The organism is Streptococcus sp. UMB0029 (assembly GCF_002871495.1).
In the GTDB taxonomy this organism is placed as follows: domain Bacteria; phylum Bacillota; class Bacilli; order Lactobacillales; family Streptococcaceae; genus Streptococcus.
This window is the reverse complement of record NZ_PNGD01000010.1, coordinates 1-14,280: the sequence shown is the minus strand read 5'-3', so window position 1 is coordinate 14,280 and position 14,280 is coordinate 1. Positions and strand designations below refer to the sequence as shown.

Annotated in this window: 11 protein-coding genes and 2 pseudogenes; 6 read left to right on the top strand and 7 right to left on the bottom strand. The window is 38.2% G+C overall.

The features are described 5' to 3' along the window. Position 1: 1 nt before the first annotated feature. From CJ239_RS07795 to CJ239_RS07785, 3 genes are read right to left on the bottom strand one after another with little or no spacing between them, the layout of a single operon-like run. Positions 2-1,087 (bottom strand): hypothetical protein, encoded by a 1,086-nt coding sequence (locus tag CJ239_RS07795; protein ID WP_102211144.1) that lies wholly within the window; start codon positions 1,085-1,087, stop codon positions 2-4. Beyond that, complete coding sequence (locus CJ239_RS07790; protein ID WP_102211143.1) at positions 1,068-1,952, bottom strand: GSCFA domain-containing protein; 885 nt, start codon at positions 1,950-1,952, stop codon at positions 1,068-1,070. The genes CJ239_RS07795 and CJ239_RS07790 overlap by 20 nt, the downstream gene beginning before the upstream one ends. After that, on the bottom strand, positions 1,945-3,522 hold the full coding sequence (locus CJ239_RS07785; protein WP_102211142.1) for a helix-turn-helix domain-containing protein: 1,578 nt from the start codon (positions 3,520-3,522) through the stop codon (positions 1,945-1,947). Before CJ239_RS07785 ends, CJ239_RS07790 begins: the two co-directional genes overlap by 8 nt. Positions 3,523-3,845: 323 nt before the next feature. On the opposite strand from CJ239_RS07785, the pseudogene tnpA reads away from it, so the two are divergent. Continuing rightward, positions 3,846-4,360: pseudogene (gene tnpA, locus CJ239_RS07780) on the top strand (IS200/IS605 family transposase). Positions 4,361-4,646: 286 nt separating this feature from the next. On the opposite strand, the gene zwf reads toward tnpA, so the two are convergent. The 3 genes from zwf to CJ239_RS07755 all read right to left on the bottom strand — a co-directional run bounded on the left by zwf (position 4,647) and on the right by CJ239_RS07755 (position 9,193). After that, positions 4,647-6,137: a glucose-6-phosphate dehydrogenase gene (zwf, locus tag CJ239_RS07765; protein WP_102211140.1), complete on the bottom strand. Its 1,491-nt coding sequence runs from the start codon at positions 6,135-6,137 to the stop codon at positions 4,647-4,649. A gap of 150 nt (positions 6,138-6,287) precedes the next feature. Then, a complete protein-coding gene (locus CJ239_RS07760; RefSeq protein ID WP_102211139.1) occupies positions 6,288-7,028 on the bottom strand; it encodes an amino acid ABC transporter ATP-binding protein in 741 nt (246 codons plus the stop codon). Continuing rightward, complete coding sequence (locus CJ239_RS07755; protein WP_102211138.1) at positions 7,028-9,193, bottom strand: ABC transporter substrate-binding protein/permease; 2,166 nt, start codon at positions 9,191-9,193, stop codon at positions 7,028-7,030. The genes CJ239_RS07760 and CJ239_RS07755 overlap by 1 nt, the downstream gene beginning before the upstream one ends. A gap of 173 nt (positions 9,194-9,366) precedes the next feature. Here CJ239_RS07755 and CJ239_RS07750 point away from each other — a divergent pair, with 173 nt between their 5' ends. The 5 genes from CJ239_RS07750 (at position 9,367) to CJ239_RS07730 (ending at position 14,064) form a co-directional block, all read left to right on the top strand. Further along, positions 9,367-10,320: a CPBP family intramembrane glutamic endopeptidase gene (locus tag CJ239_RS07750; RefSeq protein ID WP_102211137.1), complete on the top strand. Its 954-nt coding sequence runs from the start codon at positions 9,367-9,369 to the stop codon at positions 10,318-10,320. A gap of 76 nt (positions 10,321-10,396) precedes the next feature. Continuing rightward, positions 10,397-12,385: an excinuclease ABC subunit UvrB gene (gene uvrB / locus CJ239_RS07745; protein WP_049544180.1), complete on the top strand. Its 1,989-nt coding sequence runs from the start codon at positions 10,397-10,399 to the stop codon at positions 12,383-12,385. A gap of 9 nt (positions 12,386-12,394) precedes the next feature. Further along, positions 12,395-13,021, top strand: coding sequence for an NAD(P)H-dependent oxidoreductase (locus CJ239_RS07740; protein ID WP_102211136.1), 627 nt, complete (start codon positions 12,395-12,397; stop codon positions 13,019-13,021). A 14-nt stretch (positions 13,022-13,035) separates the two neighbouring features. Then, positions 13,036-13,524 carry a GNAT family N-acetyltransferase gene (locus CJ239_RS07735; RefSeq protein ID WP_102211135.1) on the top strand — a complete coding sequence of 163 codons (489 nt, stop codon included), beginning with the start codon at positions 13,036-13,038 and terminating at the stop codon, positions 13,522-13,524. A gap of 72 nt (positions 13,525-13,596) precedes the next feature. Next, a complete protein-coding gene (locus CJ239_RS07730; protein ID WP_102211134.1) occupies positions 13,597-14,064 on the top strand; it encodes an 8-oxo-dGTP diphosphatase in 468 nt (155 codons plus the stop codon). Here the strand turns inward: CJ239_RS07730 and CJ239_RS07725 are convergent. Beyond that, positions 14,061-14,138: pseudogene (locus CJ239_RS07725) on the bottom strand (DNA-binding transcriptional regulator); the annotation flags it as partial. The gene CJ239_RS07730 and the pseudogene CJ239_RS07725 sit on opposite strands and share 4 nt — an antisense overlap. Positions 14,139-14,280: the final 142 nt, after the last annotated feature.

The following is a 14,280-nucleotide window of genomic DNA, read 5'->3' as shown; positions in this document are numbered from 1 at the left end:
ATTATTTATAACTTTCTATTGGATTTTGATAGAGGTTTTTATGCGAATCTCTATAATAAGCAAAGTTGCTCGGCAACTCAGGTAGTTTGTAAGTGGGATCAATCTGATTTTTGTAGAGTTTATAAGGAATAGCTAATGTCTGATAGGCATAATCTGCCCCCATTGTATCCCTACTCTTTTTGACTTTCTTTAATGCTTTATTGATATTCCGAGAATATTCCTTGTACTGTTTTAGCAATTCGATTTTAATCGTTGAAAACTCATTTAAGACGTCCTCTAGTGAGATATTATGAATATCACATTCCAAAAAGATTTCTCTAGCTAGTTTTTTTAGGGCATAGCTGTGTCTATGATTGCCAAATGTTCCAATTTCCGGGAATAAAATGGTTAAAGCTTCTAGTTGACTGATGAAAAAATGCGTCAGTTCATGACTACTAGAAAATTTATATAACTTATTGTAGGTGGCTAGAAAATTTTGCGACTCGTAAATAGATTTCGCTTGTTCACGAATCATATCTAATCTTAAAGGGAAAAGAACACTGTCTATTTGTGATTGAAGTCCTCCTTGATAATTTATCAGCACAAAATTTGCCAGAGTCACTAGACCGTTATGGTATTGGACGCAAATTTTAATGTAGTAGTGATTTCCAGACAAGGGAACATCACATCGTAGACGTTCTTTATCAATTTCGATAATATGGTTGGTAACTTTGTACAGTTGCTCAAGAGCATCAGTAATTTTGGGACAGATAATGTAAATATCATCAAAAGGAATCCATTTATTTAAAAACTTAGTAATAAAAGTTTCAATAATTTGTCCATATTTCTCTTCATAGAATGAAAATAAACTAATTAACGTTTGGCATGGGGTAGAGATAGGGTTTACTAAGTTAGCAGGGTAGACATTTCGGAAACAAACTTGTTCTTTTACATATAAACCATCTTTCTTTTCTTTAAAATACTCTAGCTCATCTTGAATTGGTGAAAAAGTAAATAAGTTCTTTTCTTCTCTTATCAAAGGCGATGATGGGAGAGTCTGAGCTTTAAAGATACGTTGTAAATCGTCACTATAAGTATTCTTTACCATTGATTTTACCTCGGCTATCGACTTTGTTGATTGCAAATGGTTTGTTGGGTGTATCTAATAGATAATCCTTGTTAATTTCTTTTACAATGTGTTTAGATATATCTGCAATTAGCTTGACAGAGGGATGTCTCCCATCTTCTTGGAAAGGATGATTATTTTTTTCGACATAGTATTTGAATAGTTCATATTCAGGAAAGTAATAGTCGTACCCTAATTTCATAATAGCATCTTTGATAATCCGATAATTTTCAGTTGTAGCTAGATGAAGATTATGAAACTTTTCAGAAGCTTTAAGAAGTACATAGGGGATTGAAAATTGAATCTTAATGTCAGGATTGATAAGGTGCACGATTCGCATAATTTCCTTAGAAAAGTTAAGAATATCGTCGGAGGATAGATAAACATTTTTAATCTCTGGGTTGAAAAACTGATTTCTTGGAATTATGTTCATTACGTGTTTAGACTTAGACCACATTTCAACGGATCCGAGAGAGACGATTAGTAAATCTGATTCAGTTATTGCTCTCTTAACACAAGTATCAATCTGTAAATTTTCGTTTATGACCTTTTTAAAACTCTCTGAACGATTCCAAAAACGAACTTCATCATAAAATACTTTTTGTTTGGTATCTATCGAGATATGATGATTCAATTCAAATGCAATGATTTCTAAATCCTTTAGTAAGGATGGTGCATTAAAAATGGTATCATAAGGAGAAAAAGTTTTAATTTGACTGTTGGAAAAATAGTCAATTCCAAGGGCTAGATTTTGAGCAGTGCATGCACCTAAGAAACAAGTTGTCTTGGGAAGATATGTCAGAAATTTCGTAGATTTCTTTAATGAGTAAAAGTGTAGGTTATCCATAAATCTCTCCTTTATATCCTAATGAACATAATACCTTTTGTATGTTTCCGAATCCGTGAAGAACAGTGTCAAAATTTGATAGCATCACTTTATCAAGATGAACTTGAATGATTCCCATCAAGATAGCCATACCTGCACATGTATCATTTAAATGATACATTTTTAAATTTGTGTCAATATCTAATAGTTTGTCTTGTGTTTTTAATGCACCGTTACTCAAAACTTTTATTCTAATTCCCAATTTGTGTAATTCTGCAATATGATTGGTTCTTTGAATAAATACTTCATCAAATAGGATGGATGATATATTGTGAAAGGCTAAAAATTCTGATAGAATAGGACCTAAATCACTTGTAATAAATGGTGCAGCACCTAAACGTAAAAATTCAAAGTACTCGGACTCTATTTGAGATGCTTTTTTGAACTGAATTGTGTGTTTGTCTTCAATGATATTTAGTCCTAATTTTGTAAAAAGGTCAATGTAACTTTGAGGAATATCTCTGATAAATACATTGTCAAAAATGGTATTTTCTAACTCATCCCAGAATAGCAAGACATAGGATACAAGCATAGACATATCGGGAGGTAATGTGATTTCTGCATCTTTAATTTCAATAGAATCTACTTTGGAAATGACAATTTTATCAGATGTTAGATATTGCACTGTACGATTAGTTGAAGACTCTAGTAATGTAATGAGATAGGACACAGTAGGGTCTGGTGATAGACCGTTGATTCGAATTTCGTTTGGATAAAAGTAAGCCAAGCTAATAGCGTTGAAAAAAGCTCCCACACTCTTGCTACCATCTGCGTAACAATTTAAGGATATGTTTTTATTTAGCAAGTCATTCTTCTCAGAATAAAAGATTTTATTCTCTTCTTGATAGGTATAGCTCGCTACGGTGGAGAGAATATCAAGGTGTAAGTCAATAGGTCTGAAACAAAAATCGTCTCCTCCAGGAAATGCAAATAAAAGATGGTGATATCGATAAGTCAAAGCTGTTATAGTACCAATGCTAGCTCTACTAATTTTATTGAGAGATGTAATATCTGTAGGCATCCTTTTAGAGCTAACCTCGATAGTATCTTCATAGGTGAAAGAATCAGACCACTCATTCTTTCCAAATTCATAGAGTATATTTAGAAAATCAAAGGCAGTAGGGCAGTTTCTAATTATTAACTTGTTTTTATTCAAAAATAAGCAAGATAATAGAATATGAACGCCGATAACTTTATCTCCTTCGATTTTGACGTGAAGCTTTTGAGTGCTGGTAGCTTCAGTCTGCTCTTGTCTTTGTAATTTTAAATTAAAATGCTTGGGTACAACGCCATCTGATATTTTAGATATGCTTTCTTTAGTTAAAGCACTTGGTTGATTTAAACTAACTTCTAAATCTTCGAAGGATATTTCTAGTAGCTTTGCATAAGCTATTAAGTCTCTAACATTGATATCACGAGAGTCATTTTCCCAATTTGAAATAGCCTGTCGGCTTAGTTTTAATTGATTTGCTACAAATTCTTGAGTAAACCCCATTGCTAATCTACGTTGCTTTAGAAAGTCACCAATCATAGGCGTATGCCTCCCTTATGTTAATTTAATTCTTATTATACTCGCATCAAAATAAATTTCAAGAATTTTCAGGCAACAATTTGTTGCGTAGCATGATGATCTAATATCTTCAGTAAACGGGCACACTTGTTTATGTCTAGGAGGGACTGATGCGTCAGTTCTCCCGTTTTTATTTATGTGACTATTAGTCCGTCTCGCTCCGTTAGGTGCGAGACAAAAAAACCACCCGCTATGCGGGTGCGCGTCGAAGGTTATACCCAAAAAACTCCGAACGCGATACAATAAAGGTGTCCAAGCCAATTGTAAAGCGAAAGGAGAAAAATATGGCACAAAAGGCTCATAGTTTATCGCACACAAAGTGGCACTGTTCTATCACATTGTGTTCACCCCTAAGTATAGACGAAAAGTCATCTATAATCAATATCGAAGTAGTTTAGGCGAAATATTTCATCGCTTGTGTAGTTATAAAGGAGTTGAAATTATCGAGGGTCACTTAATGCCAGACCATGTACATATGTTAGTCAGTATTCCACCGAGGATAAGTGTTTCAAGTTTCATGGGGGATTTAAAAGGTAAAAGTGCACTCATGATGTTTGACAAACACGCCAATCTCAAGTACAAGTTTGGGAATCGGCATTTCTGGGCGGAAGGTTATTATGTAAGTACGGTGGGACTCAATGAAGCCACAATTAAGAAATATATTCAAGATTAAAGAAATTATCCAGTGGATGATTTCTTCACGAGTATGAAAATTTGAGAACGAGTAAAGCATGATATAGCACTAGATAAATTGAGTGTAAAAGAATATGAGGATCCCTTTAGGGATAGTGGTAAGTAATACTAAAGCCTCTTTATACTCTTCGAAAATCTCTTCAAACCACGTCAACATTGCCTTGCCGTATATATGTGACTGACTTCGTCAGTCTTATCTACAACCTCAAAACAGTGTTTTGAGCAACCTGCGGCCAGTTTCCTAGTTTGCTTTTTGATTTTCATTGAGTATTAAGAGGCAAGTGACGAGTCAAGAGCAATAAGGTTTGAACAACGTGAAAGCCAGCGTCTTTAGGCGCTGGCTGGTAATTTGGGCTTATAGCCCTAGTGCAAGCCACCTATTTGACGGGTGGTCATGATTCTAAACGACCATCTTGACGATAGGCGATATCTGGTTGCCAAGTCCATTTGGCACCGAATTTTTCAAGTAAGTCAAAGCTGGCTTGAGGTCCCATGCTTCCAGCTTTATAATCATAAAGTGGGGCACCATTTTCAGCCCAGAGCTCTTCGATACGGTCAATCAATTTCCATGACGCACCAACTTCATCCCAGTGGCTAAAGTTAGTTGAGTTGTTATTTAAGACATCATAAATCAATTTCTCGTATGGTTCTGGAGAAGCACCAGTTGCGGTCGCGTCTGTACGGTAATCCAGTGAGTTAGGAGCCAAGTTAAATTCTTCTCCTACTTGCTTCCCATTTAGGCTAAGAGAGAAGCCTTCTGTTGGTTGGATATAGATGGTCAAAATGTTTGGAGCAAGTGGTTCTCCAAAGATAGAGTCCATTTGTTTAAAGACGATGTTGACATGAGTTCCTTTTTCAGTCAGACGTTTACCAGTACGGAAGAAGAAAGGAACACCATGGAAGCGATCGCTGTCTACAAAGAAAGCACCAGATGCAAAGGTTTCAGTTGTTGATTCTGGATTTACATTTGGCTCGCTACGATAAGAAATGTATTTCATGCCATCAATCTTACCAGAACGGTATTGACCACGGATAAAGTGTTCTTTAAGTTCTTCATCAGTTGGATGATAGAGGTTTTTAAAGACCTTAATCTTTTCAGCACGAATTTCATCTTTTGTGAAACTTGCTGGTTTGTCCATTGCAAGGAGGGAAAGCAGTTGGAGTGTATGGTTTTGTACCATGTCACGGAGGGCACCAGATTGGTCATAGTAGCCACCACGCTCTTCTACACCCAAGCGCTCCGCAAAGGTAATTTGAACATTGTCGATAAAGTCCTTGTTCCAAACGTTTTCAAAAATCAAGTTTGCAAAGCGAACTGCAAAGATACTTTGGATCATTTCCTTACCAAGATAATGGTCAATACGGAAAATTTGTTCTTCGTCAAATGTCGCTAGGAGTTCATCATTTAACTTGCTTGCAGTTGCGTAATCTGTACCAAATGGCTTCTCAACGATTAAACGTTCAAAACCTTTACCGTCCACAATGTTTTCAGACTTGAGGTGCTTAGCAATGGTTCCAAAGAACTGAGGTGCCATAGACAAGAAGAAGAGCTTGTTGTGTTCAGCTTGGTACTTGTCATTTAATTCAGCCTGCAATTGACGTAGAGCAATGTAGTGTTCTGTATCATTGACATCATGACTTTGATAGTAGAAGTGACTAGCGAATTCCTGAGCCTGTTCGGTACTATCTGCCAAATCAAGGATAGATTCGACTACAACAGATTCAAAATATTCCTTGCTCCAAGGACGACGAGCAGTTCCAATAACGGCAAAGTGCTCGGAAAGATTGCCGGATTTATATAGTCTAAATAGGGAAGGGTAGAGCTTGCGTTTAGCCAGGTCTCCACTCGCACCGAAAATTGTAACAATAACCTTAGATGACATCTAGCTACCTAATTTCTATTTTTATTCCTAGTCTTGCTAGGTATGAGGAAATCTCATTTCATAAACTTAATTCTAACATAATTTTCCTAAAAATCAAAAAATCCAATACGAGATAGAAAAAAACTGCAAGGAAATCCTTACAGTTTGAGTTTAGACGTTTAAGACCTTGTCCAAGAAATCTTTCAGACGTGGGTGTTGTGGGTTGTCAAAGATTTGATCAGGTGTTCCGTCTTCAAGGAATTCACCATCTGCAGTAAAGATAACGCGGTTAGCAACCTGACGAGCAAACCCCATCTCATGGGTTACGATAATCATGGTCATACCTTGTTTAGCCAAGTCTTTCATAACGTTTAGTACGTCTCCGACCATTTCAGGGTCAAGGGCAGAAGTTGGTTCATCAAAGAGCATGATGTCTGGATTCATTGCTAGTCCACGAGCGATGGCCACACGTTGTTTTTGACCACCTGATAGGCTATCTGGGTTAGCATTAGCTTTATCTGCTAGACCAACCTTTTCAAGCAATTCCATTCCCAATTTCTCAGCTTCTTCTTTGGTCATTCGTTTGTGTTCAATAGGAGCAAAGGTAATATTGTCCAATACAGACATATGAGGGAAGAGGTTGAAGTGTTGGAAAACCATCCCGATGTTTTCACGGACGTGGTCAACGTTGGTTGTTTTTTCAGTTAAGTCATAACCGTTCACAGTGATGTGACCGCTCGTAACTTCTTCTAGAAGGTTGAGGCTACGAAGAAAAGTTGACTTACCAGAACCTGAAGGCCCGATGATACAGACAACGTCTCCTTCGTAGAATTTAGTTGTAATCCCTTTTAGGACCTTATTTTTTCCATATTGCTTGTGTAAATCATTTACATCAATTTTTAATTTTGCCATTAACGAATCCTCTTTTCTAAGCGTTTCGCTAGTTTAGTCAAAAGTGTGATAATTACAAGATAGAAGATAGCAAGGATTGCATACATCTTGAAACTTTGGTAGTTACGGGCAATGATAATCTTACCAGTTTGGAAGAGTTCAACCAAACCGATAGCAGATACGATAGTTGTATCTTTAAGAGCGATAACGAATTGGTTAACAAAGTTTGGCAACATCAATTTAGTTGCTTGTGGCAAGATAATCTTACGCATGGTTTTTCCATAAGAAATCCCCAAGCTTCGGCTGGCTTCCATTTGTCCAACTGGAACGGCCTGAATACCACCACGAACAATCTCAGCGATATAAGCAGCTGCATTGAGCGATAGGGCAATGGTACCAGCAACAAAGTCGTTAATTGGACTTTGTTGGCCTGTGATGGACTCGATAAAGTTTGGAATTCCCCAGAAGATGAAGGCTGCAAGAATCATCAATGGAATACCACGAATAACGTCAACGAAAATCTCAGAGATGACGCGAAGAGATTTGTATGGGCTAACGCTAAACATACCAAAGATAATCCCGATGACAATGGCAATAGCAAATGAGATAAGAGCTAGAGCAAGAGTGATACCAAGACCGCTAAGGAGTTGTTTGTAGTTGTTTTGAAGCAAGCCCCAGATTGTTGTTTCGTCAACAGTGCTTGTTGAAGCAGCTGAAGATTCGCTAGCTAGGTATTTGTCAAGAATCTTTTGAAATTCACCGTTTGCTTTAAGGTTTGCAAGTCCGTTGTTGAACATTTCAATCAATTCTGGATTTGCACCTTTTTTAACAGCAAAGGCTGTTTCACCGATTGGAGTTCCAGCGATTGGGGTTTTCAATTTTTGTCCTTGGCTGATAGAATATTTGAGAACAGGTTCATCATCCATAACGGCATCAATGGCACCAGTATTTAAACTGTCATACATTGATGAACCATCAGCGAAGGTTTTAATTTGATAACCGTATTTGCTTTGATTTTCTGTTAGGAAGGTTTGAGAAGCAGTTCCGTTTTTAACACCGACCGTCTTCCCTTTCAAATCTTCATAAGAAGCAATGGTGCTTGATTCTTTGACGCCGAGGATTGTGTTTGCAGTGTAGTATGAATCTGAGAAATCAAAAGTCGCCTTACGAGCATCTGTGACAGACATACCAGCAATGATACCATCTGCTTGACCAGCTTGGACAGCGTTAATAGCGGCATCGAAACCAGGGTTGGTAATTTCAATTTCAAAACCTTGGTCTTTAGCGATGGCCTTAATCAATTCCATATCAATACCAGTAAATTGGTTGCTTGAGTTTTGGAAAACAAAAGGTGCAAAAGAAGAATCGCTGGCAATGATGTATTTAGCTTTAACAGGAATAGCTTTTAAGCCTGCTAGAGTAGTTGTAGTTGGCACTGCTGAAGATGATGAAGCAGTCCATTTCTTGATGATTTTATCAAGACTACCATCTTTTTTCATTTCAGCCAAGGCTTGGTTAAATTCAGTAACCAGGTGCTCGTATTTGCTTCCTTTTTTTACACCGAAAGCAAAGCTACCTACAGCTTCCCCATCCATTTCGATATGGAGGTCTTGACCTTGGTTGATGGCATACTCGATAACAGGTTTATCATCCATCATAGCATCAATGGCACCAGCACTTAAGCTGTTGTTCATCAAATCACTAGTGTCAAATGTTTTAATAGTAAAGCCGTATTTATCTTTAATCGTTTCTAGGAAACGTTGAGCGGCTGTTCCGTTTTTAACACCAACAGTTTTACCAGACAATTGGTCGTACTTGCTAATCTTGTGTGCCTTTGTAGTTGCAATGACAACTTTTGTATCATAGTAAGTATCAGACATGGTGAAAACTTTTTCACGTTCTTTCGTCTTTGTCATCCCTGCCATGATAGCGTCAGCTTGACCAGCTTGAACCGCATTAACCGCTGCGTCAAATCCAGGATAGGACATCTGAATGTTCCAGCCTTTAATCTCAGCGACTTTGTTGATAATGTCAACATCAATTCCTTTATAAGTCTGATCTGAATCTTTAAACTCAAAAGGTGCATAGGCGGTATCAGAAACAATCTTAATCGTTTCTGCCTTCACAATACCTAATGAGAAAATTGGGAATAAAATTAGCAAAAATGCTAGAAATTTTTTCTTCATTTTTAGTCTCCTTTTCCGAATATTTTCCCATTATATCAGAAAAAGTAAAAAAAGGCAAATTTTTATATTTTTGTGTCAGAAAATGTAACATAGGTTATTTCTTTTCTTTCTTGAATTGCTACTATAAAGTGCTATAATAATAGTATATATATAGAAAAAAAGAGGACAGGGATATGAAGAACAAAAGAATATTTAATGACTTCCAAGCTTCAAAAATGAGTTTAAACATTTACACAAGTCCCTTGTTAGCCTTTGTTTTTGTCTTCATAGGAGAGTTTGTGGCTTATACTCTGTACGGTATTAGTTTGTTAGCTCTCATCGGACTTGCTAGAAATTTTGGAGAGGCTGGTCAAAATCTTGCAAGCTACTTGCAGACCTTGCAGCAGAGCTTGATGGATAAAACAAGTGACTTTCATTTAATTTTAGAATTGCTGGCCTTTGGTTTTGTTCTTAACACTGTGTTTAGATGGACTAGAAAAGTTGAGAAAAGACCTATTCGAACTTTAGGATTTTATAGAGAGAATTTCCTCAGCAATCTTCTTAAAGGATTTGGCCTAGGCCTGGCACTTTTTCTTCTTACCTTGTTAGTTTTAGTAGCCTTAGGGCAATATCGTTTGGAGTCCATTCGATTGAATCCTTATTCACTTACTTTTGTTGTCTTTACTATCCCATTTTGGATTTTACAGGGGACAACAGAAGAAGTGGTAGCCCGTGCTTGGCTCCTTCCTCAATTGGCCTCAAGAACCAATCTAAAACTAGCTGTTCTTATATCTAGCCTATTCTTTACCCTGCTCCATATGGGCAATTCTGGTATCACCCCTCTATCTCTAGTGAATCTCTTTTTATTCGGAGTTGCCATGTCACTTTACCTTCTCAAAACAGATACAGTTTGGGGTGTAGCAGGTATTCATGGCGCCTGGAATTTTGCTCAGGGAAATCTCTTTGGGATTTTAGTTAGTGGTCAACCATCAGGAACGTCTCTGATGACCTTTTTACCACAAGGCAATCAAGGCTGGCTATCAGGTGGTTCTTTTGGGATTGAAGGTTCTATCATGACAAGTTTAGTCTTGTTACTTTTGATTTTCTATCTTGCTCATCAATTAAAGAAAGAAAATGAAAGGATGTGACTTCGTTCCGTCCTTTTCTTCGTGAAAATGATATAAGTGTGCTAAAATAGGAATAGCACATCGAGAGAGGATTCTTATGATTAACCGCATTACAGATAATCAATTTAAACTAGTATCAAAATATCAACCATCAGGAGACCAACCTCAAGCTATCGAGCAGTTGGTAGATAATATCGAGGGGGGCGAAAAAGCTCAGATTCTCATGGGGGCGACTGGAACAGGGAAGACCTATACTATGAGTCAGGTCATTTCCAAAGTCAATAAACCCACTCTAGTTATTGCCCACAATAAGACTCTGGCAGGACAACTTTATGGGGAGTTTAAGGAATTTTTCCCTGAAAATGCTGTTGAGTATTTTGTTTCCTACTATGACTATTACCAACCTGAGGCCTATGTCCCTTCTAGTGATACCTATATTGAAAAGGACAGCTCTGTCAATGATGAGATTGACAAACTCCGCCACTCAGCGACTTCAGCTCTTTTGGAGCGTAATGATGTTATCGTCGTGGCTTCTGTCTCTTGTATCTATGGTTTGGGTTCTCCTAAGGAATACGCTGATAGCGTCGTTAGTCTCCGTCCAGGCCTTGAAATTTCTCGTGATAAACTCTTGAATGACTTGGTAGATATCCAGTTTGAACGCAATGATATTGATTTCCAACGGGGAAGATTTCGTGTTCGTGGGGATGTGGTGGAGATTTTCCCAGCTTCCCGTGATGAGCATGCCTTTCGAGTAGAATTTTTTGGAGACGAAATTGACCGTATCCGTGAGGTTGAGGCTCTGACAGGTCAGGTGTTGGGAGAAGTGGATCATTTGGCGATTTTCCCTGCGACTCACTTTGTGACCAATGACGACCACATGGAAGTTGCCATTGCAAAGATTCAAGCAGAATTAGAAGAGCAACTAGCTGTCTTTGAGAAGGAAGGTAAATTACTTGAAGCTCAGCGTTTGAAGCAGCGGACAGAGTATGATATCGAAATGCTGCGTGAGATGGGCTATACCAACGGGGTTGAGAACTATTCACGTCACATGGATGGACGGAGTGAGGGTGAGCCTCCTTACACGCTTCTCGACTTCTTCCCAGATGATTTCTTAATTATGATTGACGAGAGTCACATGACTATGGGGCAGATCAAGGGTATGTACAATGGTGACCGTTCGCGTAAGGAAATGCTGGTAAATTATGGTTTCCGTTTGCCGTCTGCTCTGGACAATCGTCCTCTCCGTCGTGAAGAGTTTGAGAGTCATGTTCATCAGATTGTTTACGTTTCAGCGACACCAGGTGACTATGAAAATGAACAGACCGAGACCGTGATTGAGCAAATCATTCGTCCGACAGGGCTATTGGATCCTGAGGTGGAAGTACGTCCAACTATGGGACAGATTGATGACCTCTTAGGTGAAATCAATGCCCGTGTTGAGAAGAATGAGCGTACCTTTATCACCACTTTGACCAAGAAAATGGCAGAGGACTTAACCGACTACTTCAAGGAAATGGGCATCAAGGTCAAGTATATGCACTCAGATATCAAGACTTTAGAGCGGACAGAGATTATCCGTGACCTGCGCTTGGGTGTCTTTGACGTCTTGGTCGGAATCAACCTCCTTCGTGAAGGGATTGACGTTCCTGAAGTGAGCCTCGTAGCGATTCTCGATGCTGACAAGGAAGGTTTCCTTCGTAATGAACGTGGTCTTATCCAGACCATTGGACGTGCTGCACGTAATAGCGAAGGCCATGTCATCATGTATGCGGACACAGTTACTCAGTCTATGCAACGTGCCATTGATGAAACGGCCCGCCGTCGGAAAATCCAGATGGCCTATAATGAAGAACATGGTATCGTTCCACAAACCATTAAGAAAGAAATCCGAGACCTGATTGCCGTAACCAAGGCGGTTGCTAAGGAAGAGGACAAGGAAGTCGATATCAACAGCCTCAACAAGCAAGAGCGCAAAGAACTAGTCAAGAAACTGGAAAAACAAATGCAAGAAGCTGTCGAAGTGCTTGACTTTGAACTGGCAGCTCAGATTCGTGATATGATGCTGGAAGTCAAGGCCTTGGATTAGGGGAATTTTATGAATATTTTAGTTATCAATGGACATCCTGATAAAGAAAGCTACTGTCAAGCAATTTTTCAAACGATTGTAGAAAATATAGACTCAAAGAGACATGAACTTGAAGTGATTAATCTTAATGAGGAAGAGTTTGATCCTGTTTTACGTTATGGTTATCGACAAAGGATGGAGGACGATCCGTTTATTCTACGCTCTCAAGAATTAATCCAGTGGGCAGATCATTTCATTTTTGTTTATCCTATTTGGTGGAGTAGCATGCCTAGTCTATTGAAGGGGTGGATTGATCGTGTTTTTACGCCAGGCATTACATACTCTGCAAATAATCGAGGAAGCTTTATTTTGAACTACTTGAGAGGTAAACAGTTCAAAAAATTACTAAAAGGAAAAACAGCTAGTATCTATGCAACCTCCATGGCACCAACTTGGTGGTACAAAGTATTTTCAGGTCCGATTAACATTCCAGATAGTTATGGAATATCAGTATTAAAGAATGCTGTATTGAATCACTGTGGCATAAAAACAAAGAGGGTTTCAATCTTGGGAGAGTTAGGCCGTGAAGTAAATACAAGTTCAACAAGACAAAAATTTCTACAAAAAGTAGCAAAGGAAGTCATGGTGTTGAATTAAGGAGAAGAAAATAAATGACGATTATGATCAAACAGATGGAAACTCCTGAAGAGATAGAAGGTAAGTCCCTCGTTCATTGGCAGACGTGGAGAGAGGCTTATGACGATCTTTTGCCTGCAGAATTTCAGGAGACGATGACATTAGAAAGATGTCGATTCTTCAGTCAAAAGTATCCAGAAAATACATTGATTGCGATAGATGGCGTGAAGGTAGTTGGTTTTATCAGTTATGGCAACTTTCGTGATGAGACTATTCAAGCTGGTGAAATTATTGCTTTATATGTTTTAAAAGACTATTATGGAAAAGGTATCGCACAAAAGTTAATGAAAGCAGCTTTGACTGCTCTTGATCATTTTTCTGAAATTCTTTTATGGGTATTGAAAGATAATAAGCGAGCCATTGCTTTCTATCAAAAAATGGGTTTTACTTTTGATGGACAAGAAAAGATGCTTGAACTTGGAAAGCCTATAAAGGAAAAACGGATGGTATTTTATTCTAAATAATTTTAAAAAGTAGAAGCTAATGGTACTGGTACCAATTCTGAAAATGTAATAAATTAGAAAGTGAGTCTATGTATGTCTCGAGCACAATTAACGATTTTAACAAATATTTGTCTGATTGAAGACCTCGAAACCCAGCGCGTGGTGATGCAGTATCGCTCTCCTGAAACCAATCGCTGGTCTGGTTATGCTTTTCCAGGAGGCCATGTAGAAAATGGCGAGTCTTTCGCAGAGTCTGTCATTCGTGAAATCTATGAAGAAACAGGATTGACTATCCAAAATCCTCAACTTGTCGGCATTAAAAATTGGCCACTAGATACAGGTGGGCGCTATATAGTCATTTGTTATAAGGCGACTGAGTTCTCTGGTACTCTTCGCTCTTCAGATGAAGGAGAAGTTTCTTGGGTGCAAAAAGACCAGATTCCAAACTTGGATCTGGCTTATGATATGCTACCTTTGATGGAGATGATGGAAGCTCCTGACAAGTCTGAATTTTTCTACCCTCGCCGTACAGAAGACGATTGGGAAAAGAAAATCTTCTAGTCTTTTACTAAATAACCAAGTTTATCCAAGGCCTCCTCGATATAGTGGAGGTCTTGTTGTGTCTCCTGTCTAATAGTAATAGAAGATTAGGAAAAAAGTATATATACTTGCTAAAATTAAATGCTAAATGCTAAATTCCCAAACGAAGTTCCGCTGTTAGTAGAAGTGGAAGTTAGTCTGATAAAAATCCTAAAAACCAGTGGAATTCCGTGTCAG